This window comes from Pedobacter westerhofensis (assembly GCF_900182595.1).
GTDB classification, from domain to species: Bacteria; Bacteroidota; Bacteroidia; order Sphingobacteriales; family Sphingobacteriaceae; genus Pedobacter; species Pedobacter westerhofensis.
The window spans coordinates 149202-175438 of record NZ_FXTN01000001.1 but is presented as its reverse complement, the minus strand read 5'-3'; the positions used below and the strand labels follow the sequence as shown (position 1 = coordinate 175438).

The window sequence follows — 26237 nt, the reverse complement described above, 5'->3', positions numbered from 1 at the left end:
TTAATACTACTAAATTTGTAGTATATATCATTAATTGATATATTTATCCCCCGGGCAAACAGATCACAATTGGCGTTGGCATCTGTTCCAGCTCACGAATTAAAACAAAAAAATATGAACCAATTTTACAATGCCGGCCGGGTATCCGGGCCGTATGGACATGCTGCACCAAAGAAAGCGCGACAGCATATCTTTCCTCTCATCATCCTCCTGCTCAGCCTGCCCTTTTTTGCAGCTGCACAGCAAACATCGCCCCTGGTTAATTCCTCACTCTCAGGAACCGTCATCGACGCAAAAACCAAAGAAACCCTCATCGGCGCAGTTGTCCATATCGAAGGTACCACCCATCAGGTTTCTACAGATAAAAATGGCAAGTTCAACTTCGTTACCGGACAAAAATTTCCTTATACAGTAACCGTAAGCTTTATTGGTTATCAGAAAGCCACGGTGATAGTCAATGAAAGCCCGGTTACGATCAGCCTCAATGAAAGCTCCAACCAGCTCAATGACGTAGTGGTTGTTGGTTACGGAACCCAAAAGAAAACCAGTCTTACCAGTGCCATAAGCACAATCAGCGGCAATACGCTGGTACAGCGGCCAGTGTCAAATGTACAGCAATCGCTGCAGGGCCTTGCGCCCGGCGTCACTGTACTGGACAGGGGAGGAGCTCCCGGCCAGTCCAGCGCAACCATCCGCGTGCGCGGGATTACAACCTTTAATATCAACAGCAGCTCTACCGGCGGATACAACCTTGACAAAAACGATGCATTGGTGATTGTCGACGGGATCGAGCAGAAACTTGCAGACATCAATCCTGATGATATCGATAATGTATCGGTGCTGAAAGATGCTGCTTCAACTGCCATTTATGGTTCAAGAGCTACCAATGGAGTCATCCTGATTACCACCAAACGCGCAAAGGAAAACAGGCTGACTATCAATTACAACTATTATTACGCCACACAGAATGCTATTAACAAACCAGAGATGATGGGCCTGGAAGCCTACATGCGTATGCAGCAGGCCGCATATACCAATGCGGGCGCCGCTTTGCCTGCCAGGTTTACAGAAGAGTCTGTCCAAACCTGGATCAGTGCCACAGACCGCGAAAAGTACCCGCTGCCCAATGTATGGTTTGATAGGGTATTGAAATCAGCACCTATGCAAAACCACAGCCTTTCTATTGCCGGTGGCGATGAGAAAGTGAAAACCCGTTTAAGTGCCCGCTATCTCAATCAGGATGGTATCGCACCAAACTTCAAGGACGAACTGAAGGAAGTGAAGCTAAACACTGATTACACGGCTTCCGGGATACTGAAGTTTACGGGCGACCTCAACTACCGGGCAAACCACGCTACCAATCCTACAGTTGACCCCTTCAATAACCTGTTTCACGGATCGCTCTGGGCAGTGCCTAAATATGCCGACGGCACCTACGGCTTAAGTACACAGGGCAATAACCCACTGATGTTTGCCGAAATCGGTGGCATATCGACCAAGTTTGATGATAACCTGGTGGCCAATCTCAAAGCAGAACTGGAAATCCTTCCTGGATTAAAGATATCCACGCAATATGGCGCCAGGATACAGAACATTCAGCAGAAGATCTTTACCAACGCTTACTCCAATACCGATAAAATCACCAATATCAATAAAACGGTAGCCAACAACAGCTTAACAGAAGTAAGAAATAATCTCAGGGAGTACACCTGGAACAACCTGATCACCTATGATAAAACCGCAGGTAAAAGCTCCTTCCGCGGACTGATCGGACATTCCGAAATTTCGAATACCCAGAATTACCTCACTGCCTATCGTGAACGTTTTTACAATAACGATGTTACTTCTATCGGTCAGGGCGCCAATGACGGCACAAAAAGCAACTCGGGCTACGATGCCAAATTCGGGCTGCGCTCATTCTTCGGAAGGGTAAATTACAGCTACGACAACAAATACCTGCTCGAAGCTAACGGACGATATGATGGTTCTTCCAAATTTACCGGCGATAAACGCTATGGTTTCTTCCCCTCATTCTCCGCAGGATGGCGCGTTTCGCAGGAAGATTTCTGGAAAAGCCTCAGCAACACCGTCAATGAACTTAAAATAAGGGGCTCATGGGGTAAAACAGGAAACCAGTCGGTTGATCTGTACAGCTATTACTCCGCGCTGGCACTAACCACCTATACCTTTGGCGGCGCTGCCGTGCCGGGATACCGCCAGTCTACCCTCGCCAATACAGATCTGGGATGGGAATCTACCACACAGCTTGACATAGGGCTGGATGCGGCTTTCCTGAAGAACCGCCTGAGCTTTACGGCCGACTACTACCGCAAGGTCACCAATGATATCCTGCTCAACCTGGGTATCCCTGCTACAGTAGGCCTTGCCGCACCTCCGCAGAATGCAGGATCAGTAGAGAATAAGGGCTTCGAGTTCAATGTGGGCTACCGTGGCGGCGACTCAGATTTCAAATATAATATCAGCGGTAACCTGTCTATTAATAACAACAAAGTGCTCGACCTGAAAGGCACCGGCCCATATATCACCGGTTCGGATATCGATCCGCGGTATATTATTAAAGCCGGACTGCCGGTAAATACGCTTTGGGGTTATCAGACCGCCGGCCTTTTCCAGACCCAGGCCGAAGTGGATAGTTACCCTACCTATGCTGCCAACTCCAAACCGGGCGATGTGAAATATGTAGACCGCAACAATGATGGTAAGATCGATGCAAACGATATGACGGTGATCGGCAATCCTTTCCCCAAGTATACCTTCGGGCTTAGCAGTGATTTTTCATACAAGGGCTTTGATCTGAACTTCCTGTTCCAGGGTGCCGCAAATGTGGATACGCGACTGGCAGGTGCACTTGCAGAGATGGGAAACCAGGAAGGTTTTACCTCGGCCATCTATACCAACAACTATTGGACGCCTACGAATACAGGGGCACGCTTTGCACGTCCGCTTAAGTTCGACTTAAGAAATGTGGCTACTTCAGACAGGCTGGTGATCGACGGATCATACCTGAGGCTTAAAAACGTTCAGCTGGGATATACCTTGCCTAAGGAGCTGATTTCTAAACTCCGCTTCAGCCGTATCCGCGTATACGTGTCAGCAACCAATGTGCTTACATTCTCAAAACTGAACGAATGGAAGCTCGATCCCGAAGTAGAATCCGGCAGGGCTACCTATTATCCGCAGACCTCGCTGTATACAGCCGGTATCAATGTCCAGTTTTAATCTTAACAATTGAATAATGAAACTTATATACAATATATCTTTACTGGGACTGCTGATCTTAACCGGCTTTTCCGCATGCCGTAAGGGACTGCTGGATCCACAGCCCAGCGACCGGGTATCAGAAAATATCTTCTGGAATACCGAAAACGATGCGCTTCTCGCCACCAATGCGTTGTATACAGACCTGGATTCTGTCAATGTTTTCACATGGGATGCACTCACCGACATTGCGCATACCAATCAGAATTTTGATACACAGGCATTCATAGAACTGGGCTCTTACGATATCTCCAATGCGAAAATCTATAATGAATGGTCCGGAGCCTACAAAGGGATCAGGGCTGCCAATTACTTCCTCGAGAATATAGATAAAGTAAATACCGCAAATACTGCGCTGATCAATCGTTTCAAAGGAGAGGCTAAAGTCCTGCGCGCCTATCAGTACATCAAGCTTGCCGGATTTTTCGGTGATGTGCCACTGGTCACCAAAACCCTGTCGATAGCAGAAGCGAAACTGATCACACGTACCCCTGTAGGAGAAATATGGGATTTTGTGGATAAGGAACTAAGCGATGCCAGTGCATTGCTTCCGGCTACCTACGGCGCTGCCGATAAAGGACGTATCACCTCAGGGGCCGCCTGGGCATTAAAGTCAAGGGCCGATCTGTGGGCCGGGCGTTATCAGCTTGCTGTTGATGCGGCCAGTAAGGTAACGGGTTATACGCTCTACACGTCCTATCAGAACCTGTTCAAGTATGTAGCAGAAAACAACCCAGAGGTAATCCTCAACAAGGAATTCCTGAAGGATACCTACCGCAACGGCATTTTTGCGCTGCTCGCACCCTACAGCCAGAAGAACTCCCAGAGTTATTATGTGCCTGCCAAACCTTTGGTTGATGCCTATGAGACTGCTGCGGGGAAATCAATCAGCGATGCTGCCAGCGGCTTTGATCCTTATCATCCTTATGATAACCGCGACCCCCGGCTGCGTTTCTCGGTATTTGTAGACGGCGATGTGCTGCCAAGCGGTACCGTTTTTAAACCTGCACCAACCAGCGGCAGTGCCGATGCCGTCGGCAGCACCTATATTGCCTCTACCACAGGATATAATATCAAAAAATATATCAATACAGAAGATTATGCCAATCCGGCAAACAGCGGGATCAATATTATCCTGCTGCGCTACGCCGAAGTACTGTTAACCAAAGCCGAAGCCAAAATTGAACTGAACCAGCTGGATGCAGAAGTCTACACCGCCATCAATACGGTCAGGAACAGCAGAGCCGATGTTAAGCTTCCGTCCATACCTGCGGGGCTGAGCCAGGATCAGCTCAGGCAGATTGTAAGGCATGAGCGTACCGTAGAACTTGCGTTTGAAGGCCTGCACCTGTTTGACATCAGGCGCTGGAAGACTGCAGAAACTGTGATGACAGGGCCAGTATATGGTATCACTTATCCTGATGCCAGCAATAAACTGGTAACAGTGCAGGTAGTTTCATTCAACCGCGTATTTAATAAATCACGTGATTACCTGTGGCCCGTCCCTCAGAAAGAGACCGATCAGAACAGTAACCTCAAACAAAACCCCAACTGGTGATGACTATAAAAACTCAGCATACAATCAGGACTGTACTGCGGAATATGCTTCCGCTCGCAGCCTATTTGGCATTCGCATATCCGGCGCAGGCTCAGCAAAAACCTTCCGGCCAGCGGCCTAATATCATCTTTGTGCTTACCGATGATATGGGATACTCAGACATCAGCTGCTACGGCAATCCTGTTATCAAAACTCCTTTTCTGGACCAGATGGCAGCAAAAGGAGTAAAGGAGACCAATTATGTGGTTTCAAGCCCCACCTGCAGTCCATCCCGTGCCTCATTGTTAACAGGCAGGTACGCTTCACGGATGAACGTGCCAAGGCCCCTTTCCCCAGGCTCTGATTTAGGTTTGCCTGATCAGGAAGTGACCATCGCAGAAATGCTGAAGGACGCGGGATACCACACGGCGATGATCGGCAAATGGCACCTTGGGGATCATTTTGCCTACCAGCATCCTCTGGCACAGGGCTTCGAATCGTATTACGGATTGTTGTACAGCCATGATTACCGTGCGCCATATGTGGTAACTGATACCACCATTAAGATCTTCCGCAACCGTACGCCCGAAGTAATCAAACCGGCAGATTCTTCCCTGGTAGATCTGTACACCAATGAAGCTGTCAAATATATCAAAACGCAGAAAAAGGGAAGCCCTTTCTTCCTTTACCTTGCGCATAACATGCCTCACCTGCCAGTTGCGCTGGCTTCTTCAAAAAAATACAAAGGCAAATCCGAGGGCGGACATCTTGGTGATGTGGTAGAACAGTTGGATGCCAGCCTGGCCGAACTCTGGAAAGAAGTGGAAAAACAGGGACTCGCAGATAATACCATTTTTATCTTTTCAAGTGATAATGGTCCATGGATAGAACATCCCGCAAGGATGGAAGGCGACGGAGTTACCCGCCCCTGGGATGCCGGTACGGCCGGAGTTTTCAGGGGAAGCAAAGGGCTGTCCTATGAAGGCGGAACCAGGGTGCCCTTCATTGTATACTGGAAAAACCATACCCCTGCGGGCGGCGCTGTATTAACCGGTATGGTCAGCAACCTCGATGTTTTGCCTACGCTGGCGGAATGGACAAACACGCCGCTGCCAAAGGGGAGAACGCTCGACGGGCAGTCTGTTTCGTCACTGCTCCTGGGCAAAGATCCTAAGCCTCGGCACCGCGAAATCTACTATTATAACAATGGCGTCTGCGAAGCAGTGCGCAAGGGCAACTGGAAGTACCGCGAAATCACAGCTGCCAATACCAATACGGGTATTGTAAAAGATACGCAAGGCGATAAGGTAGAGCTTTTCAACCTCGCACTTGACCCAAGCGAGCGCACCAATGTAATTGAGGAGCATCCTGAACTCCGTAAAGAACTCAAAACACTGTTTGATAAATTTCCCGGTAAAGCCGAAAATTAAAAATCATAACTGGAAACGGATATCATGAAATCAACCGCTATTTTTTTTCAATACAAACCCCTGATTGCTTTGATCTTCGGCTTGCTGCTGACCCTTTCAAGCTTCCGCAGCAATGCACAGGCCCGCCCCAATATAATTTATATCTATGCAGATGATCTCGGCTATGGAGAACTTGGTTCGTACGGACAGAAAAAAATCAAAACGCCTTATCTCGACCAGATGGCAAAAGAGGGGATCTGCTTCACCCAGCACTATACCAGCACACCTGTTTGTGCGCCCGCGCGCTGCATGCTGCTTACCGGCCGCCACGGCGGGCATTCCTATATCCGCGGCAACTATGAGTTCGGTGGTTTTACTGACGCGACCGAAGGAGGTCAGATGCCGCTTCCTGAAGGTACATTTACCATCGGTCACCTATTAAAAAATGCAGGCTATACCACTGCTGCGATTGGCAAGTGGGGACTGGGCATGAGCTCCAATACTGGAAACCCAAACGCCCAGGGATTTGATTATTTCTACGGCTATCTGGACCAGAAGCAGGCCCATAATCATTTTCCTACACACCTCTGGGAAAATGGTAAATGGGATACGCTTGGAAATGCAGGTATCTTTGTACACCGCAAGCCAGATCCAAAGGATCCTGATCCTTTCGGCTATTACATCGGTAAGGACTATTCCATAGACCGGCTGTCGGCCAAAGCGCTGAACTTTATACAGCAAAACAGGGACAAGCCTTTTTTTCTGTATCTTCCTTTTACCATTCCGCACCTGTCATTGCAGGCACCGGAAGCGGTAGTCAAACCCTATAAAGATCAGTTTGGCGACAAACCTTATCTCGGTGAAAAGGGATATGCAGCATCCAGGTATCCCCGTGCCACCTATGCCGGGATGATTACCTACATGGATCAGCAGATCGGGAAGATATTTAAATTGCTGAAGGAGCTTGGGCTCGATGAAAATACCATTGTCATGTTCTCGAGCGATAATGGGGCAACCTTTGATACCGGTGGTGCCGATACGCAGTTCTTTAACAGTGTTGCGGGTTTGCGTGGAAAAAAGCAGGACTTGTATGAAGGCGGGATCAGGGAACCCTTTATTGTGCGCTGGCCGGGGAAAGTCCCTGCCGGCAAGGTCAGCGATCTCGTTTCGGTGCAGTTTGATATGATGTCTACATTTGCAGATCTCGCAGGGGTAAAGGCACCTGCAAATGATGGTTTATCACTCCTGCCAACCTTAACCGGAAAAGCCGGGCAGAAACAACATGAGTATATCTACTTTGAGTTTCCGGAAAAAGGCGGGCAGGTAGCCATCAGATATGGCAACTGGAAGGGTGTAAAATCCAATATGAAAACGGATACGGCTGCAAAATGGGAACTCTATAACCTGCTGAACGATCCTTCAGAAAAGAAAGATGTAGCTGCCGGATACCCGGAGCTGCTAAACAAGTTTGATGGGATAGTACAAAAGGAACACCGTCAGGCGCAGATCCATGAGTGGGAGTTTATTGCCCCAAAGTTTTAGAATTGTGTCAATAATAACCGTCCCCGGCCTAATTTTTGATATTTCTGTGGAATTTTATAAACTCTTTATCCAATCATGAGCAAAATCATCTTTGACAAAACTTCCATCTGCATCTTAATCCTGAGCGTACTCTTTTTAACATCATGTTCTGCGCCGCCAGCTGAATTTTTCGATATCACCGTCCTTAATACCAACGCTTTCAATGATTTCGCCAGCCCTGATCTGGCCCGTCATATCAATGATGAAACAAAAGAATTTCCCGATATCCCATCCAGTAAAAAAAAGGGAGATGAAGCTGCAAACACAATTAAAAACAAGATCCTGTATATTGAACAGTCGCTGGAGAAAATAAAGAAGCTTGATGCGTCAGGAGATGAGCAGAAAGAGATCAAAGATCTTTCAATCGCGCTGTACGAAATGGTTATCCCTGTTTTCAAAAACGAATATATGGCCTATGCAAAGCTCTGCGATGCCCAGGGAAACCAGGGTGCAAAAGACGCGCTTGTAAATGAAATTGATCTGAAGTACCGCGCCCGTTTCGAAAAAAGTTACGATGCACTGATGCAAAAAGGAAAGACTTATGCAGCAGAAAATGATATTCAGGTAAACTGGGGACAGTAATATGAACAGTAAAGACTTTACCGCTATCGCAGAAACGATAATCGCGGTAAAAGATGCTGACCTTGCCCTGAGGGATAAATTGATCCTGAGTAGCAAACTTGGTAAGGGATATCATCCGGACATGGAGGCCCTCCATAACCACAATGCCGGGGTGTTGGATCAGATCATTGATTCCATTGGGTATCCAACAATTGGCAAGGTTGGCAAGGAAGGCAGTGAAGCAGCCTGGTTAGTGATCCAGCATTCAATTGGCCAGCCAGCTTTTATGAAAAAGTGTGCCCGGCTCATGGAAGATGCGGTAGAAAGGCAGGAGGCAGATGCAACAAACCTTGCCTGCCTGGCTGATAGAATAGCGGTGTTTGAGAACCGGCCTCAGTTGTATGGAACACAGTTTGATTGGGATAAGAATGGTGAGCTCAGCCCAAATGAATTTGACAATGCATACAGGGTAAATGAAAGAAGGAAATCAATCGGACTAAATACGCTGGAAGAACAAACAGCGATCATCAGACAACAGGCGAAACTAGAAAATCAATCTGCACCTTCAGATTTGAAATCCAGGAAAAAGGAAACTGAGGAATGGAAAATAGCTGTAGGCTGGTCAACATAAATAAAGTTAATATGAAAAGCATTCAGAACGATCAGATCAATGAGCTGGAAAAACAATACAGGATCAGGCTAATTAATAGCCTGGTAGGATATAAAGCCTTGAATCTTTTGGGCACTGTCAGTCCGGGAGGCAACACCAATTTGTGTATAATTAGTTCTGCTTTCCATCTTGGTGCCAACCCGCCATTGTTGGGTATGGTAATCCGTCCTGAGAGAGCGCACAACGACACGCTTACCAATATCAAATCTACCGGTCAATACACTTTGAATAATGTACTGCCTCAATGGTATATGCAGGCACACCAGACCAGCGCCAGCTATCCTTCGGGTGTCTCAGAATTTGAAACCTGCGGACTGGAGCCATTATACACTGAGGGTTTCAAAGCACCCTTTGTAGGACAATCCACCATTCGTATTGGTCTGCAACTGCGGGAGGTGATTGATGTAGCTATCAATGGAACTACCATTATCATCGGAGAAATTGTTCAAATATTAACGGATGATTCTATGATTTCAGAAGATGGTACCGTTGATCATGTTACAGCAGAAACAATGACGGTAACAGGACTTGATACCTATTTTCTTCCAAAGCTTGTCGGCCGTTTGGCTTATGCCAAACCAGGCATTGAGCCAACAGAACTAAAAACCTAAGCCCTGCTATCCACAAATGATCTGTAACTATTGACTGATGATGCCATCTAAATGCTGGTCTTATATTATCCAGCTAAACAGATGACGAAAAGAACAACGATCTTAACAGGCTTTATCCTGGTCAAATTTCTCCTGCAGTACTTTCTGGTCAACCCCAGCTACGATTTGCACCGTGATGAATTTTTACATCTCGATCAGGCAAACCATCCCGCATGGGGATATTTGTCGGTGCCGCCTGTTACTTCCTGGATCTCTTACCTTATCCAGTTGCTGGGTAGTTCCATATTCTGGGTGAAATTCTTTCCTGCGCTTTTTGGCGCCCTAACTATCCTTGTTGTCTGGAAAACTATAGAAGAACTCAAGGGAAATCTTTATGCGCTCATTTTAGGGGCAACCTGTTTACTATTGTCGGTTTTGCTCAGGCTTAACTTTCTGTACCAGCCCAATTCACTGGATGTCTTATGCTGGGCAGCGATGTGTTTTTGCATCATCCGGTATTTCAACAGGGAAGATGCAACATGGCTGTTTCTTGCATCAGTTGTATTTGCCATTGGTTTTCTAAATAAATATAATATCGTATTTCTGCTTCTCGGCCTGCTGCCAGCCCTGGCCGTCACAAATCAGCGCAGGATATTCAGCGAACGAAACTTTTACCTTTCAGTACTGCTCACTCTGGCCCTGATTTCCCCCAATTTATACTGGCAATACAATCACCATTTTCCAGTTTTTCAGCACATGAGAGAACTGATCGCTACCCAGTTGATTCATGTAAACCGATGGGACTTTATAAAGGAGCAGATATTCTATTTCGCAGGGTCATTGCCTGCCATCATCGCGGCATTATATGGCTTACTGATTTACCCACCATTCAGGAAGTACAGGTTTTTCTTCTGGACCTTCATATTTACGCCCGCCATATTTATCTTTTTACGTGCCAAAGGTTATTATGCGATAGGACTGTATCCGGTCTATATTGCCTTTGGTTCGGTTTATCTCGGCAATATCCTAAACAGGAGATATTTTGAATATTTGAAACCCCTGCCGCTGGCGCTTCCCTTGGTATTGTATGCGCTATTGTTCCATGTCTATTATTCCATTGAAGATCCGGAAATAATCATCAAAAACAAGAACAAGTACCGGTCACTGGGTTTATTAAGATGGGAAGACGGGCGGAACCATCAGCTGCCGCAGGACTTTGCGGATATGCTGGGCTGGAAGGAACTGGCTCGAAAAGCAGAAAGAGCTTATCATTTGATGCCTAAGGGATCACAAACGATCGTCCTTTGCGACAATTACGGGCAGGCCGGGGCAATCAATTACTATGTGAAAGACAAAAGCATTAAGGCAGTATCATTTAATGCCGACTATATCAACTGGTTTAATCTGCGAAGGAAGACTAACAATGTGATCCGGGTTAAAGAATACAGCAGCAGCCAGAATGAACTAAAGGAAACAGGTGGATTTTTCAGGCGTTCAGCAGTGGCTGATTCCGTGAAAAATCCTATGGCCAGGGAATGTGGAACAACAATTTTTGTTTTTGAGCAGGCCAGGATAGACGTTAACCAAAGATTGCGGTCGGAGATAGAAGAGGAGAGAAAGTAATATACTGTTCTCTCCTTGTATTCCTATTATTCAGCAAATTGTGCGGATGAAGAATTTTCATCTTCGCCTTTGGGTAATGTTTCTTCCGGCCTTTGCTGCAGCAATTCAATCAATGCTTTTGCTGCCGGTCCTGCCGACAGTGGATTTTGTCCTGTAATCAGCAGACCGTCAGTTTCTACGTGAGAAAGGAAAGGAACAAGGGCAGTTTTAACCTCTGCACCGAGCTCTTCCAGTTTGCTTTGCAATAGATATGGCACATTGCCGCTACGGCCAACCATTGTTTCTTCAGTGTTGCTAAAGGCCGAAACTACCTTCCCCTGTAAAAATCCTGGTCTTTGGAGCTCAGCGCTGATCAAAGCGGCGGGACTATGGCATACCAGTGCTACAGGCTTTCCTGAATCCAGAAAATCATGGATCAGGATCCCGCTGTTGTTATCTTTTGCCAGATCCCATATCGGGCCGTGTCCGCCGGGATAAAATACCGCATCATATTCTGCAGCATTGATCTGGTTTAATACAGTAGTTTGGGAGAACGCAGTTTTTGCGGCCTGGTCGTCCTGAAACCTGCGGTTAGAGCCGGTGATGTTTTCGGTAAGTTCGCTCATCGGGTCAACTGGTGGCCTGCCGCCTTTTGGGCTTGTAAGCGTTACAGCATAACCGGCGTCAATAAATTCGTAGTAGGGATCAGTAAATTCTCCCAGCCAGACTCCCGTCTTGCCATCGGTATTTTCCATCTCGCTGTGCGAGGTAAGGACCATTAATATCTTTTGCATAGTTATTCTTATTTAATGTCCCCGGGATCAAGTTCAGTACCTTCCTCATCTACCTGCTTGTGCTCATCATAGTTTGGGTCCTGATTGGCTTTTTCCTGTGGGTTTGCATCCTCGGCGTTACCGGCTTGTTTGTTCACCTCTTCTTCTTTTGGATCTTTCATAGTAGTATGATTAGTTTCAAACAGTACAAAGCTGCGGCACTTTGGTTCATTAAAGTTGAAATGAATTCAATCCTGGCCTTGCCGTATATCTGAGGTATGATCATGCCAGAGTGTCTTTCCGTTGGAAATTTAAACTGAAGTTTTGCGCATTAATAAAATTGTTCCGGATACTGCACAAACGATAATCGCTGAGATATGAGGAATAGCTTGTGTGATACCATTATAATCCTTGCTCAGGACAATAATCATATCAACAACAGGGATGATCGTTCCCACGGCCAGCAGGGTACCTAATGCTTTTCTTTGCCTGGTTATAATGAGTATGCAAATCAGTAAACCTGTAAACACATCCCGTATGCCTTTAATGTAATGAAAGGAATAATCTCCGTGCTCATTGAAGTGAATGCCGTAACCGGCTTCTGCAATTTCAGGCGACAGCAGGAACCTGGCCCCGATGAATATCATTCCCAACCCTGTCAGGAAGGCGATTGTAATAGCAATTTTTTGTGTCATAATATTTTCTCTTTAAATAATGACTCAAAATTCCATACTTTCAGCCCGGCGTTCATGCACCTGTGTGCATAAATTATTTTTCAGTAAAAATTCTTTTGCGGATACGGCTAAGGGATTGCGGCTTCACACCTACATAGGACGCAATATGGTACTGAGACATTCTTTGCAGTAAATCGGGATGTCTTTTTAGTATTTTCTCATAGCGAAGTTCAGGTGTGTCGGTATAGAAAGAACTTAAGTCTTGTAGTGTCTCTATAAAAACCTGTTCAATCACAATCCTGCCAAATCTTTCGGCCTGCCTGATCGATTGATAGAATAGCTGAAGGTCGTCATATGAGATTTGCAAAACTTCACAGTCCTCCAATGCCTGGATATTTTTTGTTGAAGGTGTCCGGGGTATAAAACTTTCATAGTTGCAGACAAAATTGTTTTCCTGCGTAAAAGCGTAGGTTTTATCTTCCCCATCATGATTGATATAGTATCGCAATAGCCCCCTGGAAACAAATCCAACCTGTTTACAAATTTGTCCTTCGACTAAAAAGAAATCTCCCTTTTTATAGCTTTTTTCTTTAAATAATGAGGTCACTATGTCCCTCTCTCCGGGGCTTAAGGCAATTACGTTTGTTATCGTGTCAAGCAGGTTCTTTATCATGGTCTCGATTGCTTTGGTCATTACATTCCATCCCGATGGTTGCAGGCAGAATTGTTTCCGGGACATTTATTCCGGGTCAATATAATCAGTTAATCATATAACCTGTCACAATTATTAGCGAAAACCTTGGCAGCTTTTATAGCGCCTATTCAATCCTGCATCAGGACCTGCTAATAAGATGCCCCCTGGCAGCCCTATTGTTATTATATATGACTATAGTAATAATTGTGCGTCGTAGTATGGATTGTAACTGTATCTTGACATGCAAATTAAAATTAAAGATCAACCTTTACGTTTAAAGCTACTGGTAAATAGTGTTCTCAAAAACGTAAAGACAGATAATAGATATGAAATTAGGCAAATGGCATTTGATTTTAAGAAAAGTTACTGCGGTAAATGTGTACGAGATCAGCTCCTACTACTTCAATGTAATGCGGCTTAATCATAGCGATGCCGATTGCCAGTTAATGACAAAAGGATTTGAGGAAGGGTACAAACGTGCTATGGCAGATCTTGGCATCAAGACCCCTCAGAAAGTGGAAGAGCATAAATAGCATGAACACCCCGGACAGGCAAATTATTCAGATGATCTTAATACGGATGGGTCCTTTAATGTGGTTGACGTCAACAGCTGCGCCCTTTTGTGTGATCATCACCTTGCCCTGATGATGAAGATCAATTGCAGCATCCACTACCTCTGTCATATGACCGCGCCAGTCGCCGGGAAATAGCTTCCGGGCAATTTCGGATGGGCAGGTGCTTTTTTCGGGGCCACGCTGGGTAGCAGTTAATAAAATGCTTGCAGAGATATCTGTATGTTGTGGCATATCATCTTAATAAATAACTATAATTATTGTTTGAGCTTAGGCTCAATATTTTTTATGCCAGAGTTCAATCACGAACAGAAAACTAAAAAAGCCGGTAAATGTTTATAGCAGATCAGATTATTATAACTTATGCATTCAACAAATCAGGAACTCAATGCTCAACATCAGGTTAAGTATGTTAACACTGATATGCTTCGGATAGGGTACATCGAACGCGGCCCTGCAAGCGGATGGCCTGTTGTGCTCTCCCATGGATTTCCTTACGATATCCATGCCTTCGATGATGTGGCAGCTATTCTGTTGCAGTCCGGCGCAAAAGTTATCACCCCTTATACGCGGGGCTTTGGACCCACACGTTTTTCGTCGGACAAAGTGATGCGCAGCGGACAGCAGGCAGCACGGGGTTTAGACATTATACAGTTTCTGGACGCTTTGAAACTGGACAGTCCAATTCTCGGAGGCTTTGACTGGGGCGCAAATGCCTCTTGTGTAGCAGCGGCACTATGGCCGGAACAGATTGCAGGGCTGGTCTCTTATGCCAGCTATGATATCATTGACATCGAAGAGCAGACACATGCATTCCCGCCCTCACTTGAGCGCATCTGCTGGTACCAACATCTGTTCCAGGCTGAGCGCGGGCGGGAATGCCTAAGCCAGAGCCGCAACGAGTTGTGCCGGATCCTGTGGAACGAATGGTCGCCCGGCTGGGAATTCGATGAATCAACCTATGAAAGATCTGCTGCAGCTTTCGAAAACCCTGATTTTGTTGATGTGGTCATTCATAGCTACCGTCATATGCTCGGTTGTGAATCCGGAGATCCATCCCTGCAACGGTTCGAGGATATTTTAGCTCAAAAGCCAAAGATCGCTGTGCCTGCTGTAACCCTTGATGGTTCTGCAGATCCGCTAAAACCAGGCGGCACAGCTGAGCATGCATTTTTATTTTCAGCAAAGCACGAACACCGGACTTTGCGCTCAGGACATAATTTGCCACAAGAGGCACCGCAGGCATTTGCTGATGCCGTACTTACCGTTCATTCCTGGCTGGAGGGCAAAGATTAAAATGTACATATGAATTTATCAGAGAAGTATCACAAATACATTAAATGCCTCAACTCAGGTGACCTGGATCAACTCGCAGATTTTGTTTGCGAAGACGTCGTTTACAACGGATCTGCAGTTGGATTACAAGGTTACCGCCGGATGCTTGAAGGCAATTATGCAGACATCCCTGACCTCAGTTTTGTGGTGGAACTTTTAGTCGCAGATTCATTAACCGTAGCTTCCAGGCTTTACTTTAACTGCCGCCCTCAGGCAGAATTCAGGGGCCTGCAGATCAACGGGCAACAAATCGAATTTCATGAAAATGTCTTTTACAGGTTTAGGGACGGTAAAATTGCCCAGGTTTGGTCAGTAATTGATCAGGCAGAGATTCAGCAGCAAATACTTCATTCTTAAACAGGTTCGATTTTTTTCAGGTCCCCTCATCAGATATTGATAAACATCAATGAGTCCCGGGACGGGCGTAAATAAATTTGTCTCATTCAGAAAGACATTTTAAAACGCAATTATGAAAAGTTATCAGAAATTTAAACAACACGGATCAGTATCCCTTATGCCCTCCCGGCTCCCCTGTACTATTATTGCAATATACCTTTTGCTGGCCCTTACACCTGCGATTAGCTTTGGGCAAGGTTATGTTGAAGGCTTTAGTATCACTTATGATCATATGCCCATGAAGGTTGAGACACCTGGGGGCGACCAGAAGTTTACCGGAAACAACCTGAAGATCGGAACTTCGGTTCCCATTTTCCTGAATCCCAATAAATCCCGATACCTGCTCGTAGGCGGAAACCTCGAAGCATTCAACTTTTCCGGAACCCATCCGGCTTTTGAAGTCAAAAGAGTCTACAGTATTTCACCTACGATAGGCTACAGCACCATGATGAGTCCAACTTTCAACCTCACAGCCTTACTCACGCCCATAATAAATAGTGATTACAAAAACGTTAAAAGCTCGGACATCAAGTTCGGCGCTATCCTGAGGGGAAGCTGGAAAGCAAATGAAAACCTTACCTGGAGAGCCATACTGGGCTACAGAAGGCAGTTTTATGGTCCTCAATACGTGCTTCTGGTAGGTATGGACTGGAAACTGAACAATAAGTGGCAGATCTTCGGCGATGTGCCGCACAACCTGACCGCCAGTTATGCGATAAATGATAAAACCAATACAGGTTTCAACCTTTCTGTTCAGAACTCAACCTATCGGCTGAACAATCTGGACAGGTACTTCGAGTACAATACGGTTAATCCCGGCCTTTTTGCAGAACGTTATATTTTTCCCAAATGGGCTGTAAGAGCCACTGCGGCCTACACGCTGATCAGAAATATGGAAATCTATAACAAAACCGATAAAGCAAAAGGCTTTATTGATTTTGCAGAGTTCGGCGACCGCAATGAGCCGATCAACCCTGAGGTATTAAAGGGACTTTCTTTTAAAATAGGGTTAAGCTACCGGATTGTTCCGGGGAAGAAATAATTCATAATTTAATCAAATCAATATGCTCAGATTACTTACAGGGTTTGCCCTTGGGGGTTTGCTCAGTTTATCAAATATGTTTCCGGCTACAGCCAGTTTTGTTCCTGAATGGAAGATGACTGATCAGCAGGAAACAGCAGTTTTACTAATGGATACCGTGGCAGAGGCAGTAGGTTGCAGAAAAGGAATTCCATTTGTTAAGTCTACCGCAGAGGCCATCACGTTAAGCAGGTTTAGTAAAAACGAACAGGTTCATACCTTTGCCGTACAGCAGGATGACGGGCAAATGTTAACAGGCGTAGATATCAGCGAGGAACTTGGCCGGTATGATATCAACTCATTTGACGTGATAAAAGGTCTGACCTATGAAAATATCGTAAAGCTGATCGGCGGCAGCACAAAACGGACGACGATCAGGTATTCTGATTTGCTGCCCAGCGTTGCAGGCAGGGAACACCTGGCCATCGGTATCAACTATGCTGATCATGGTAAGGAAACCGGTCAGGTCAAACCATTTATGTTTCCGAAATACGTAGAAACTGATGCGGCAATACATCAGCTCAATTATACTAAAGGCTGGTTTTTGGACCATGAGGTGGAGCTCGGTATCGTATTTCCTTCTGCTGTCTGTTCAGCGGCGGATTTCAACGAAATGATGATCGGGTTTTTGGTTGTGAACGACTTTACCGACCGTGCTACCCTGATGCGTAAAATGGACAGCCAGAATATTACAGGGGGTAAAGGCTTTCCTGATTCCAAAAGTAAGATGGGATTTTTGCCAACCGGGCCTTACCTTGTGATTCCAAAAGACTGGCGTGTATTTGTTAAAGAACTGCATCTCCGGCTGAGCGTCAACGGGACTATCCGTCAGGATGGTGACGCAAAAGATATGGTCTGGGACATAGAAAAGATCGTTGAACGGTCACTGTCGGTAAAAGGGAAAAATGACAGCTATTATCAGGGTAAGATGGTTAAATTGTTTGAAGGCAACTGTATCCCTGCAAACAGTATCATCCTTACCGGAACCCCCGCAGGTGTCGTGTTCAAAGCCCCCTCTAAAAGTTACATTTTCAGAATGGTCACAAAATGGATTTTTACAGGTGGCTTTTTTACTGCTAAAATGCACCCATACATTGTACAGCAATACTATAAAAAGCAGTTTAAAAATCCAGGGTTCCTCAAGCCAGGGGATCATGTCGAAACTTCGGTTAGCTACCTTGGCACGATCAGAACCACTGTTGTTGCGCCCGGATTAAAAACGCTTTAGCTTTATCAAAATTCTACGCGTATATTAGAATAATTGATCATTGCCATGGCCGACCCTAAATCACTCGAGAAAATAGAACTCTTCATCAGGCAATTCATTCAGCCTGATGAAGAAGAATGGAAAGCTTTCACAGATATACTCCAGGAGAAAAAGCTCAGAAAGAAAGATATGCTACTGGAGGCAGGCCAGGTCTGTAACTTTATCGGTTTTCTAAATTCAGGGGTGATCCGTGAATATGCTTTCGAAAAAGGGAAAGAATCCACCCTTGATTTTGTGACGGAAAATCAGTTTGTTGTCGACTTTCAAAGTTTCATCAGGGGCGTAAAATCTACTCAGTACCTGGAGGCATTGACAGACGTCGAGTTGCTGATCTTCAAAAAGAATGGATTGAATGCACTGTACGACAAATATAAGATTTGGGAGCGATTTGGCAGACTGATCATTGAGCAGGTGTTTTGTGATATGGAAGCCAAGCGTAAGAAGATCATTGCTACAAGCCTTGAAGAACAGTACCATAATTTTGCATCTGCTTATCCGCAAGTGGTGCAACATGTGCCACAATATTATATCGCTTCGTATCTGGGACTTTCACCTGAACATCTCAGCAGAATACGCAAGAAAATCTGAAGTGCTGAACACAAATTATTTCTGGGAAAAAATAATTTGGTATCCTATTCATTTAATTCAGGCAGATATCATATTAATCAGACTGATAATGAATGGTTTGACTCACATTAAAGAGCATCTTTTTTAGGACAGATGGGTGTAAAACTGTACAAATATAAGTTGTGCCGTCTATTTTTGAGATGCAAGTTATTTTCCCTGCCGGGCATCAACATGTAGTTTCAGGTAATAGTTCACGACAAGGGCTACTGCTTGAAAACAACATCTTTTTATAGAAAATTAACAAATATTTTTATTTGAAATAAATTGTTCACCATTCCAATTAGCAAATTTTACGGTATTCTTTCTTTTTGATAACCAGTGGTATCATTTATGGTATCATCAGATACCTATGGAAATCAACCTCTTAAAAGAAATAAGTATCGGTGATAAGCAGATTGAGCACTTCTCTTCGTTCACCTTACAGCAGCAGTTTAATGCACATCATTATTTTGAACTCAGGTTCAATCATGATCAGCTGGGCGCGCCAGGGTTAATCACTTTAGATGATAGCCGTGACTTTGCAGGAAAAATATTCACAGCGTCTTTCGGCTATGCCGGCAGGCAGTTTCAGAATTTTGCCGGTGTAGTTACCAAAGTGGAACTCACACAAACGAATGGCTATCACGGTATCCTGATCGTTAGTGGACACAGTCCATCAATATTAATAGACAGGGGGCCGGATCTGGGTTCTTACCTTGGTAAAAGCCTCGATGAGATCGTTAACCTGGCAACCAAAGATACACCTGTAAATGATCTTAGGATAGTTAGCAACGCCTCGCGCAAGAATGTCATTGATTACGTGATCCAGTACCGGGAAAGTGATTTCGACTTCCTTAACCGCTTAAGTGCAGAGTATCACGAATGGTTTTTCTATGATGGCGAAAATCTTCGGTTTGGTAAACCAGATCAGCAGAAAGAGGTAGAATTGTTTTACGGACGGGATGTGCAGAGCCTCCAGTATGCAATGCAAGTTGCTCCTATTAAGAATAAACGCTTTGCTTATAATCCCAGGCAGGATGAAATGCTGCAGAGTGAAAGTACAGGTGCCGCTGATGGAAGACCTGATCTGGTACATGCAATCAATGCATCCAACACCATGTACAGTAAAACCTTTAATCAGCCTTCATTGATCCGGGTAGATAACAGCAGCGACATCCAGAACATGGTGGTTAACGAAGAGAAAGCAAATATCAGCGGATTGCTGAAGATCCATGCCAATGGAGACAATCCCGAAGTGGGCCTGGGAACTATTGTTGATGTAACCATGAGCTTAAAAAAGGAGTTGTCCTTTGCCACGGAGAGCCTCGGTAAATTCCTGATCACTTCAGTTACCCACACCATTGATGAAAGGGGCCATTATTATAATACATTTGAAGGTGTAGTTTCCACTACAGAGCGTATAGCTGTCAAAAATTATGAACGTCCCAGCCCTGATCTCCAGCTTGCCGATGTGCTGGATAACAACGACCCCGAAGGGCAGGGCAGGATCAAGGTAAAACTCAAATGGGAATGCCAGACCAACGATCCAACCGAGTGGCTGCGTGTGATGAGCCCTAACGCCGGAAGCGGAGATACAGGGGCAAACAGGGGATTTCATGTGATTCCGGAAGTAGGTGATCAGGTCATGATCGCATTTGAAGAAGGAAATATAGCACGGCCGGTAGTACTGGGCAGCGTATACCATGGTAAGAATGGGGAGAGTAAAAGTTTTACCAACAGTAATACCAAAGGTTTAACTTCCCGCAAGGGAAGTGCACTTAGCTTTGACGACCTGGAGCATGCGCTGTCGCTGGGCACCAGTGCCGGTAATTTTTTTAACATCAGGAACGGGGAAGGTCATATCACTGCTCAGGCAAATCAAAAGATTGTGATCCATACCGGTCAAAGCACCATTATCCTGAATAAGGACGGCAGTATTTCCATCACAGGAAAAACATTGAGCGTAAACATGAGCGAGAGCATCGATATCCAGTCGCCCAAAATTACGATGGGCAACCTTGCTCCAGAAGAGGGCGCTACGCCGGAACAGCAGGCGGCCGCTACAAAAACGATTGATATCAAAGCGGAAACCATCACCATAGAAGCCAAAGATCTCCTTGATGAAAAAGCCAAAGCTGTAAACGTAACCGCGACAGAAAATGATCTGGTGATTGACGGGCAGAAAAACCTGAACCTCAGCGCAAAAACAACAACGTCAATAAACGGTGGTAAGGTAGAAATCAATAAAGGATAGTGCTATGCTGACAGAAAAGGACTACCTGATCACGATCAGGGAAGATTTGCACAACACGCGGCAATACCGCATCAGCCAGGAAATCAGTTATACGCTGGAAGATTTCCAATATCATAACGAGATTGAAACTGATATTTCCCTTACGCTGGTCAGTAAAACAGAAACAGGGCATGTGTTTGAAATCGGAATGTTGAAACAGTGGCAGCTTAAAACCGATGGACTCGACCGCTGGGATAAAGATATGGCTCCGTTGCGGAAAAATCTTCAGATAGAAACTGATCTTTCAGGTACCATGCGTCAGGTATTAAATATAGCAGAGGTCAAGGATTTATGGCAGGAGCTGCGGCCGGCAGTTGCCGAAAAGTACGCCGGCGATGAGGAAAGTAAAACGGTGATCAATGCCAGTGTGGCTTTGCTTTATGCTCCCGGAGAACTGGAAAAAGTTTTGCAAAGTTCTTATCTTTATCATGCTGTATTGCCAGGGCTGTACCATCAGAAATTTGACCGGCAGCATGACTTCACTCTGAAGGGTTCCCGTGTGGTGCCAAATGCGATCGGAACCGCTTCCTTACCCTTTAATACGCAGATCAAACTCCAGCAGTACGATCCGTTCACTGAAGAATGCCAGCTGAAAATAAGCGGTCAGATAGATCAGGATGCGCTGGACAAAGACAACATATCAGCTTTGCTTCGGGGCCTTACGGATATTTATAACCTGAAGACAGAAGTACAGGGATTTCATATGGAAGATTATTCCTTTGACCGTTTTCATTGGATCAAGGAATCTGCACAGCTGACACAATATGCGATTGAAGGCAGTTTGATGTTCCGGAATTTATGTACGCTTAAACTCCTCAACAACTAATCGTATGGCAAAGAAATATGTTCCCGATGGCGCATGCCTGGTCTGCAATAAAGGCTTAGGATTTGGCAGGTTAAAAGTTACCAATCATAAAAATGTAAGTATTTATGGGGATAAATCTGCCACAGAAGGAGATAAAGTTACTAATCTGAATATTCCCTCGCTGGGAATTTGTTCCATAACCAGGTCGGCCTGCAAACCCGTTCCTACCAGATGGTCTGGCGCCCAGCAGGGGGTAACCATCGGGCCCTATCGCAAATTGCTTGAGGATTCAAAACTTGGATGCGCCATCGGCGGACAAATCAGTATCTACTTCAATGTGCCTTCGGCTTTGATGGCCATCAGGCATAATGTTGGCGAGGAAGCAGGAAAAAAAGCACAAGGTCTCGGCGCCAGGATTGACGACTGGTTTAAACACAAATTTGACCAACAGGAAAAAGCAAATAATTTATTGCCTGATGCAACAGCCCGGAACTTTAGTCTGGGTATGGTGGAAGGGGTATATGGGGGGGTCAAAGGTATTGGAGAAGGGCTCCTTTTCATCAAAAAAATGCGGGACCAGGCAGTTGATGCCGGTGTGCATGCCATTACACATCCCGTAGAAACTGCCGGGAGAGTGAAATCCGCTGCTGTCGCGACAAAGAATGTGGCTTCAAGCGCCGTGTCCTGGGTAAGCAATACCGATAATCTGAAAAATGCCGCTGCCTCAGTTGGAGAAGCGGAAGCAAAAGCCTATAATTGGGTTACTACTCCTGGAAATGTACAGAATGCTGTAAGTACTACGCTAAGCAATGTTGGCGATCAAGTCAGTGCGGCCAGGGACTGGGCCAGTCAGCAGAGTGCGCGCGACTGGGGCAAATATACCGGGCGCGGTGTTTTTGAGGGCGGATTAATGGTAACGGGAGTAGGGGAAGCCAAAGCCGTAGTGAGTGGTGCCGAAGCTGCCAACGTAGCGGCGAAAGTTGGCGAAGGTGCAAATGTTGCTTCGAAAGTTGCTGAAGGAGCCAACGTAGCCGGAAAAACAGCAGAAGCTGCGAACGTCACGCAGAAGGCAGCAGAAGGAGCAAATGTTGCAGATAAGGCGGCTGAGACAAGAACACTTGGAGAGGTTGTTTCTAAAGAAGCAAAAAAAGCTGTCCCCAAAAGACCAACCTGGAGACAATCAGAAATAGATGCAGGTAAAGATTATCCGGGCTACAGTTCACAAAAAAGCTTTAAAGGCGAAAAGGAGGTGCCATATGGTACGAAGGGTAGCACCCGACCAGACCTATACACTGATGGGCACAGCATTGAAGTTAAAAATTATAATGTTGAAAGTATTGCCGGGCAAAGTAGACTGAAAAAAGAACTTGTTCGCCAATATGAGGATCGGGTCAACAACTTGCCTGCTGGCACGAGACAGAGTGCTATCATTGATGTACGGGGACAAAGTGTTTCCCCAAAAGTATTGAAAGACTTGAAAAATAATATCCAAATTGAGGCAAAGGATTTGGAGATTATATTTATGTCCAATTAGTTTATTAAATTTGACTCTTAAGATTATTATTATGGCGGTAGGCTTTTTTGTAGATCCAGTCTTTTATAAAGTTGGGACTGGAGATTTTCTAAATTCTTTTTTTTCTACAATCTTCATAAGGTTGGAGAATTCCAGTTGGGGTAGCAAATATCCGCTCATCATGAACCATTTATATAGCGGACTACTGGAAAGTGAAGAAGCGCTAAATGCCAAGGCAGAACTTTCCAGCATTAAAAAAAACCTGGAGGCATTATCTCCGGCTGATATCATTTGGGATTTCGAAGACCTCACTAGCCGCCCGCCCTGGGGAGATGAGATCAGTGATGACATCAAAGATTTGGCACATTATTTTATAACAAGTGACGGGGAAAATTTACTGGACGTTTTAGAAAAGGCCATTGATACCAGTCTGGAAATTGTTGAGGCAGTGCAGATCAAATCAATTTAACGACATATCTTAAAACTTCTGCATGCCCTGTGAAAACGTCGTTCGGGCCGCAACCTTTTATATTAAGATTAGGAGCACTGTTCTTGTTTATTTTTTTTACCCGTGGCACTGCAGCTATTATGACTGCCGATCTAGAGAGGTGCCGGGTTAAGATAGATGGTGTGTCACAATTCATTTTTACATACAGAATGCTATGAAGTTTAATAAAGAAGAAGAGCTGGAAAAATTTGAATTATGGCTTTTTGAAATGGACGACCGACTGGAACCCTTGTTGGAGTATGCAGAAAAACAAGGATACCCCCTTGATTATTCTCTGGATAGTCTGGAAGTTTTTGAGGAGTTCGTAGAAAGCGAAAAAATAAATTTTGACCATGATTTATTCATTACCTGTGCCCGTTATCTTGGTGAAGTCGTAGTAAAAAATTTCAACGGTAAATGGACTCTTGATATAGAAGATCCTGATTCGTTGTATTTTAAAAAACCTGTTGTGATTGGCTATTCGAGCCACGGAGCTCTTTTTTCTCCTGTCAATATCTTGAAAAATTATACCCGTGAATACAAAAAGGGATTACTGCTTAAGGCGATTTTATCAGATATCGAGCCTGATACTTTTAATCTGGACGAATATCCAACCGAAAAATAATGCCTGAACAGTCTTTACTACTCTAAAATGATAGGAATATCAAACAGATCGATAAGATGAAAATTAGAGGAACAAAAGGGCTTACGGAAAAAGAACTGGAAGAAAAGTTCGAAAACTTTATCTTCAACCTGGATGAATATATAGAACATCTGGTAGATAAGGCATCTAAGCAGGGGTTTAACCTGAATTATTCATTGAAAAGTCTGACTGACCTGGAGGCATACTTAAGCAAAAATAATGTGGATAAAGATAGCGACGATGTTAATGATGCAGCTGCTTATTTCGGAGAGGTAGTAAGAAAAAATTTTGGTGGCAGCTGGAAATGTAGCCTGGATATGGAAGGTAATTCAATGTACTACGGTAAACCTGTCTTATCAGGTTATACAGAATCTCCCGACCTTGAGCTTTCCCCGTTTGAAACTGTGCTTTTTTACATTCTAAAACCGAAAGAAAATCATTTTTTAAGTATTATAGAAAATGATATCGATCCTGATGGAATAAATCTGACTGAGTTTCCTGCAGAAGTTGAATAACGAATATATAAACAGTAATTTTTATGGCTGTAGGTTTCTATGTAGATCCGGTTTTTTATAAGGTTGGAACTGGTGATTTTCTGAACTCTTTTTTTTCTACGATTTATATAAAGTTAGAGAATTCAAGTTGGGGCAGTCAATATCCGCTCATCATGAACCATTTGTATCACGGAGTACTGGAGAGTAGAGACGGCCTGAACGCGAAGTCAGAACTATACTTGATTAAAAAAGGTCTGCAAGCACTAAAACCTGGTGATATCGTGTGGAATTTCGAAGATCTTACTGCCCGGCCGCCCTGGGGAGATCAGATCAGTGAAGACATATTAAATTTGTCAGATTATTTTATCACAAGTGAGGGGGTGAATTTACTCGACGTATTGGAAAAGGCCATAGACACCGGTCTGGAAATTGATGAAGCGGTGCAGGTAAGATCAATTTAGCCGAACATATCTTCTCTCTAAGTACTTCCGCTGCAAATATGATCATATATATCGTGAACGTCATCTGATTGTCCAGACCCATAAACTTCTGAACCGCCATCCACCATTAACCCTTTTGAAATACTGCAGAGAGCGAAACAATTTTATTGTGCCGACTTATAGTTTTTGACTATATCCTCATCAATAAATACAATGTTCCAATACTGAATCAGGGTTGCGTGAGAAATGATTTCACCGTATCTTCGCGGCATAATATTAAAGACAAAACAACATGGCAATAGTAGGTAAAAAATTCCCGAGTGTTAGTATTGATGCAATGTCAGACATGGGTGATGACTTGAAAATCAATGTATTTGAAGAGGCTGTAAATAAAAACAGTAAGGTTTTATTGTTCTGGTATCCAAAAGATTTTACTTTCGTTTGCCCAACAGAATTGCACGCTTTCCAGGCTGCCTTACCGGAGTTTGAAGAAAGAAATACAATGGTTATTGGTGCATCCTGCGATACCAACGAAGTTCACTTCGCATGGTTGAATACACCGAAAGATAACGGTGGTATTGAAGGAGTTACTTACCCGATCTTAGCTGATACGCACAGACAGTTATCTGGAATTCTGGATATCTTGGATCAGGAAGTTAACTACGATGAAGAAGGAAATGAATCATTCTCTGGTTCTAATGTTTCTTTCAGGGCTACCTATTTAATTGATGAAACCGGTAAGGTTTTCCACGAAAGTGTTAACGATATGCCATTAGGCAGAAATGTTAAAGAATATCTGCGCTTAATTGATGCTTATACCCACGTTCAAAAACATGGCGAAGTTTGTCCTGCAAACTGGGAAGAAGGAAAAGAAGCAATGAATGCTAACAGAACTGGTGTTGCTGAATATTTAGCTGCCAACTAATTAAATAAAA

At 44.6% G+C, this 26237-nt stretch carries 27 protein-coding genes; 22 read left to right on the top strand and 5 right to left on the bottom strand.

Annotation, left to right across the window (positions count from 1 at the left end; genetic code table 11):
• Window positions 1-114 precede the first annotated feature (114 nt).
• The 8 genes from FN831_RS00795 (at window position 115) to FN831_RS00760 (ending at window position 11250) form a co-directional block, all read left to right on the top strand.
• The gene (locus FN831_RS00795; protein WP_142526295.1) at window positions 115-3240 is read left to right on the top strand and encodes a SusC/RagA family TonB-linked outer membrane protein; all 3126 of its coding nucleotides are present in this window, start codon (window positions 115-117) and stop codon (window positions 3238-3240) included.
• Between the two features lie 16 nt (window positions 3241-3256).
• The gene (locus FN831_RS00790; protein WP_142526294.1) at window positions 3257-4837 is read left to right on the top strand and encodes a RagB/SusD family nutrient uptake outer membrane protein; all 1581 of its coding nucleotides are present in this window, start codon (window positions 3257-3259) and stop codon (window positions 4835-4837) included.
• Complete coding sequence (locus tag FN831_RS00785) at window positions 4837-6246, top strand: sulfatase family protein (protein WP_246101262.1); 1410 nt, start codon at window positions 4837-4839, stop codon at window positions 6244-6246. The genes FN831_RS00790 and FN831_RS00785 overlap by 1 nt, the downstream gene beginning before the upstream one ends.
• A gap of 24 nt (window positions 6247-6270) precedes the next feature.
• Window positions 6271-7767, top strand: coding sequence for an arylsulfatase (locus FN831_RS00780; protein ID WP_142526293.1), 1497 nt, complete (start codon window positions 6271-6273; stop codon window positions 7765-7767).
• 75 nt (window positions 7768-7842) lie between these two features.
• Window positions 7843-8388, top strand: a complete 546-nt coding sequence (locus FN831_RS00775) for a hypothetical protein (RefSeq protein WP_142526292.1) — start codon at window positions 7843-7845, stop codon at window positions 8386-8388.
• A 1-nt stretch (window position 8389) separates the two neighbouring features.
• Window positions 8390-8998, top strand: coding sequence for a DUF6624 domain-containing protein (locus FN831_RS00770; protein ID WP_142526291.1), 609 nt, complete (start codon window positions 8390-8392; stop codon window positions 8996-8998).
• A gap of 11 nt (window positions 8999-9009) precedes the next feature.
• On the top strand, window positions 9010-9648 hold the full coding sequence (locus tag FN831_RS00765) for a flavin reductase family protein (protein WP_142526290.1): 639 nt from the start codon (window positions 9010-9012) through the stop codon (window positions 9646-9648).
• 81 nt (window positions 9649-9729) lie between these two features.
• The gene (locus FN831_RS00760; RefSeq protein ID WP_142526289.1) at window positions 9730-11250 is read left to right on the top strand and encodes a glycosyltransferase family 39 protein; all 1521 of its coding nucleotides are present in this window, start codon (window positions 9730-9732) and stop codon (window positions 11248-11250) included.
• Between the two features lie 26 nt (window positions 11251-11276).
• On the opposite strand, the gene FN831_RS00755 is transcribed toward FN831_RS00760, so the two are convergent.
• From FN831_RS00755 to FN831_RS00745, 4 genes are all read right to left on the bottom strand, one after another.
• Window positions 11277-12023: a type 1 glutamine amidotransferase domain-containing protein gene (locus FN831_RS00755; RefSeq protein ID WP_142526288.1), complete on the bottom strand. Its 747-nt coding sequence runs from the start codon at window positions 12021-12023 to the stop codon at window positions 11277-11279.
• Between the two features lie 8 nt (window positions 12024-12031).
• On the bottom strand, window positions 12032-12184 hold the full coding sequence (locus FN831_RS27565) for a hypothetical protein (RefSeq protein ID WP_185960341.1): 153 nt from the start codon (window positions 12182-12184) through the stop codon (window positions 12032-12034).
• A 129-nt stretch (window positions 12185-12313) separates the two neighbouring features.
• On the bottom strand, window positions 12314-12697 hold the full coding sequence (locus FN831_RS00750; protein WP_142526287.1) for a DUF4267 domain-containing protein: 384 nt from the start codon (window positions 12695-12697) through the stop codon (window positions 12314-12316).
• Between the two features lie 73 nt (window positions 12698-12770).
• The gene (locus tag FN831_RS00745; RefSeq protein ID WP_246101260.1) at window positions 12771-13415 is read right to left on the bottom strand and encodes a Crp/Fnr family transcriptional regulator; all 645 of its coding nucleotides are present in this window, start codon (window positions 13413-13415) and stop codon (window positions 12771-12773) included.
• Between the two features lie 281 nt (window positions 13416-13696).
• On the opposite strand from FN831_RS00745, the gene FN831_RS00740 reads away from it, so the two are divergent.
• A complete protein-coding gene (locus FN831_RS00740; RefSeq protein WP_142526286.1) occupies window positions 13697-13903 on the top strand; it encodes a hypothetical protein in 207 nt (68 codons plus the stop codon).
• Window positions 13904-13930: 27 nt separating this feature from the next.
• Here FN831_RS00740 and FN831_RS00735 read toward each other — a convergent pair whose 3' ends face one another.
• A complete protein-coding gene (locus FN831_RS00735; protein ID WP_142526285.1) occupies window positions 13931-14176 on the bottom strand; it encodes a DUF3253 domain-containing protein in 246 nt (81 codons plus the stop codon).
• Window positions 14177-14305: 129 nt separating this feature from the next.
• Here FN831_RS00735 and FN831_RS00730 point away from each other — a divergent pair, with 129 nt between their 5' ends.
• The 13 genes from FN831_RS00730 to FN831_RS00670 all read left to right on the top strand — a co-directional run bounded on the left by FN831_RS00730 (window position 14306) and on the right by FN831_RS00670 (window position 26227).
• Complete coding sequence (locus tag FN831_RS00730) at window positions 14306-15238, top strand: alpha/beta fold hydrolase (RefSeq protein WP_142526284.1); 933 nt, start codon at window positions 14306-14308, stop codon at window positions 15236-15238.
• Window positions 15239-15247: 9 nt separating this feature from the next.
• The gene (locus FN831_RS00725; RefSeq protein WP_142526283.1) at window positions 15248-15634 is read left to right on the top strand and encodes an ester cyclase; all 387 of its coding nucleotides are present in this window, start codon (window positions 15248-15250) and stop codon (window positions 15632-15634) included.
• Window positions 15635-15746: 112 nt separating this feature from the next.
• Complete coding sequence (locus FN831_RS00720) at window positions 15747-16715, top strand: DUF6268 family outer membrane beta-barrel protein (RefSeq protein WP_142526282.1); 969 nt, start codon at window positions 15747-15749, stop codon at window positions 16713-16715.
• A 22-nt stretch (window positions 16716-16737) separates the two neighbouring features.
• Complete coding sequence (locus tag FN831_RS00715) at window positions 16738-17982, top strand: fumarylacetoacetate hydrolase family protein (protein ID WP_142526281.1); 1245 nt, start codon at window positions 16738-16740, stop codon at window positions 17980-17982.
• Between the two features lie 45 nt (window positions 17983-18027).
• Window positions 18028-18609 (top strand): Crp/Fnr family transcriptional regulator, encoded by a 582-nt coding sequence (locus FN831_RS00710; RefSeq protein ID WP_142526280.1) that lies wholly within the window; start codon window positions 18028-18030, stop codon window positions 18607-18609.
• Window positions 18610-18997: 388 nt separating this feature from the next.
• A complete protein-coding gene (locus FN831_RS00705; RefSeq protein WP_142526279.1) occupies window positions 18998-20881 on the top strand; it encodes a type VI secretion system Vgr family protein in 1884 nt (627 codons plus the stop codon).
• A gap of 4 nt (window positions 20882-20885) precedes the next feature.
• Window positions 20886-21746, top strand: a complete 861-nt coding sequence (locus tag FN831_RS00700; protein WP_142526278.1) for a hypothetical protein — start codon at window positions 20886-20888, stop codon at window positions 21744-21746.
• A gap of 4 nt (window positions 21747-21750) precedes the next feature.
• Window positions 21751-23259 carry a DUF4280 domain-containing protein gene (locus FN831_RS00695; RefSeq protein WP_142526277.1) on the top strand — a complete coding sequence of 503 codons (1509 nt, stop codon included), beginning with the start codon at window positions 21751-21753 and terminating at the stop codon, window positions 23257-23259.
• 31 nt (window positions 23260-23290) lie between these two features.
• Window positions 23291-23707 carry an Imm70 family immunity protein gene (locus FN831_RS00690; protein WP_142526276.1) on the top strand — a complete coding sequence of 139 codons (417 nt, stop codon included), beginning with the start codon at window positions 23291-23293 and terminating at the stop codon, window positions 23705-23707.
• A gap of 193 nt (window positions 23708-23900) precedes the next feature.
• Window positions 23901-24350 carry a hypothetical protein gene (locus FN831_RS00685; RefSeq protein ID WP_142526275.1) on the top strand — a complete coding sequence of 150 codons (450 nt, stop codon included), beginning with the start codon at window positions 23901-23903 and terminating at the stop codon, window positions 24348-24350.
• Between the two features lie 56 nt (window positions 24351-24406).
• Entirely contained in the window at window positions 24407-24883 is a 477-nt protein-coding gene (locus tag FN831_RS00680; protein ID WP_142526274.1) for a hypothetical protein, read from the top strand.
• Between the two features lie 23 nt (window positions 24884-24906).
• On the top strand, window positions 24907-25323 hold the full coding sequence (locus FN831_RS00675; protein ID WP_142526273.1) for an Imm70 family immunity protein: 417 nt from the start codon (window positions 24907-24909) through the stop codon (window positions 25321-25323).
• A 271-nt stretch (window positions 25324-25594) separates the two neighbouring features.
• Window positions 25595-26227 (top strand): peroxiredoxin, encoded by a 633-nt coding sequence (locus tag FN831_RS00670; RefSeq protein WP_142526272.1) that lies wholly within the window; start codon window positions 25595-25597, stop codon window positions 26225-26227.
• Window positions 26228-26237: the final 10 nt, after the last annotated feature.

Excerpts from the sequence above, each read along its gene's own strand:
- FN831_RS00795 (WP_142526295.1), top strand. The coding sequence starts at position 115 with ATGAACCAATTTTACAATGCCGGCCGGGTATCCGGGCCGTATGGACAT.
- FN831_RS00790 (WP_142526294.1), top strand. The coding sequence starts at position 3,257 with ATGAAACTTATATACAATATATCTTTACTGGGACTGCTGATCTTAACC.
- FN831_RS00785 (WP_246101262.1), top strand. The coding sequence starts at position 4,837 with ATGACTATAAAAACTCAGCATACAATCAGGACTGTACTGCGGAATATG.
- FN831_RS00780 (WP_142526293.1), top strand. The coding sequence starts at position 6,271 with ATGAAATCAACCGCTATTTTTTTTCAATACAAACCCCTGATTGCTTTG.
- FN831_RS00775 (WP_142526292.1), top strand. The coding sequence starts at position 7,843 with ATGAGCAAAATCATCTTTGACAAAACTTCCATCTGCATCTTAATCCTG.
- FN831_RS00770 (WP_142526291.1), top strand. The coding sequence starts at position 8,390 with ATGAACAGTAAAGACTTTACCGCTATCGCAGAAACGATAATCGCGGTA.
- FN831_RS00765 (WP_142526290.1), top strand. The coding sequence starts at position 9,010 with ATGAAAAGCATTCAGAACGATCAGATCAATGAGCTGGAAAAACAATAC.
- FN831_RS00760 (WP_142526289.1), top strand. The coding sequence starts at position 9,730 with ATGACGAAAAGAACAACGATCTTAACAGGCTTTATCCTGGTCAAATTT.
- FN831_RS00755 (WP_142526288.1), bottom strand. The coding sequence starts at position 12,023 with ATGCAAAAGATATTAATGGTCCTTACCTCGCACAGCGAGATGGAAAAT.
- FN831_RS27565 (WP_185960341.1), bottom strand. The coding sequence starts at position 12,184 with ATGAAAGATCCAAAAGAAGAAGAGGTGAACAAACAAGCCGGTAACGCC.
- FN831_RS00750 (WP_142526287.1), bottom strand. The coding sequence starts at position 12,697 with ATGACACAAAAAATTGCTATTACAATCGCCTTCCTGACAGGGTTGGGA.
- FN831_RS00745 (WP_246101260.1), bottom strand. The coding sequence starts at position 13,415 with ATGTCCCGGAAACAATTCTGCCTGCAACCATCGGGATGGAATGTAATG.
- FN831_RS00740 (WP_142526286.1), top strand. The coding sequence starts at position 13,697 with ATGAAATTAGGCAAATGGCATTTGATTTTAAGAAAAGTTACTGCGGTA.
- FN831_RS00735 (WP_142526285.1), bottom strand. The coding sequence starts at position 14,176 with ATGCCACAACATACAGATATCTCTGCAAGCATTTTATTAACTGCTACC.
- FN831_RS00730 (WP_142526284.1), top strand. The coding sequence starts at position 14,306 with ATGCATTCAACAAATCAGGAACTCAATGCTCAACATCAGGTTAAGTAT.
- FN831_RS00725 (WP_142526283.1), top strand. The coding sequence starts at position 15,248 with ATGAATTTATCAGAGAAGTATCACAAATACATTAAATGCCTCAACTCA.
- FN831_RS00720 (WP_142526282.1), top strand. The coding sequence starts at position 15,747 with ATGAAAAGTTATCAGAAATTTAAACAACACGGATCAGTATCCCTTATG.
- FN831_RS00715 (WP_142526281.1), top strand. The coding sequence starts at position 16,738 with ATGCTCAGATTACTTACAGGGTTTGCCCTTGGGGGTTTGCTCAGTTTA.
- FN831_RS00710 (WP_142526280.1), top strand. The coding sequence starts at position 18,028 with ATGGCCGACCCTAAATCACTCGAGAAAATAGAACTCTTCATCAGGCAA.
- FN831_RS00705 (WP_142526279.1), top strand. The coding sequence starts at position 18,998 with ATGGAAATCAACCTCTTAAAAGAAATAAGTATCGGTGATAAGCAGATT.
- FN831_RS00700 (WP_142526278.1), top strand. The coding sequence starts at position 20,886 with ATGCTGACAGAAAAGGACTACCTGATCACGATCAGGGAAGATTTGCAC.
- FN831_RS00695 (WP_142526277.1), top strand. The coding sequence starts at position 21,751 with ATGGCAAAGAAATATGTTCCCGATGGCGCATGCCTGGTCTGCAATAAA.
- FN831_RS00690 (WP_142526276.1), top strand. The coding sequence starts at position 23,291 with ATGGCGGTAGGCTTTTTTGTAGATCCAGTCTTTTATAAAGTTGGGACT.
- FN831_RS00685 (WP_142526275.1), top strand. The coding sequence starts at position 23,901 with ATGAAGTTTAATAAAGAAGAAGAGCTGGAAAAATTTGAATTATGGCTT.
- FN831_RS00680 (WP_142526274.1), top strand. The coding sequence starts at position 24,407 with ATGAAAATTAGAGGAACAAAAGGGCTTACGGAAAAAGAACTGGAAGAA.
- FN831_RS00675 (WP_142526273.1), top strand. The coding sequence starts at position 24,907 with ATGGCTGTAGGTTTCTATGTAGATCCGGTTTTTTATAAGGTTGGAACT.
- FN831_RS00670 (WP_142526272.1), top strand. The coding sequence starts at position 25,595 with ATGGCAATAGTAGGTAAAAAATTCCCGAGTGTTAGTATTGATGCAATG.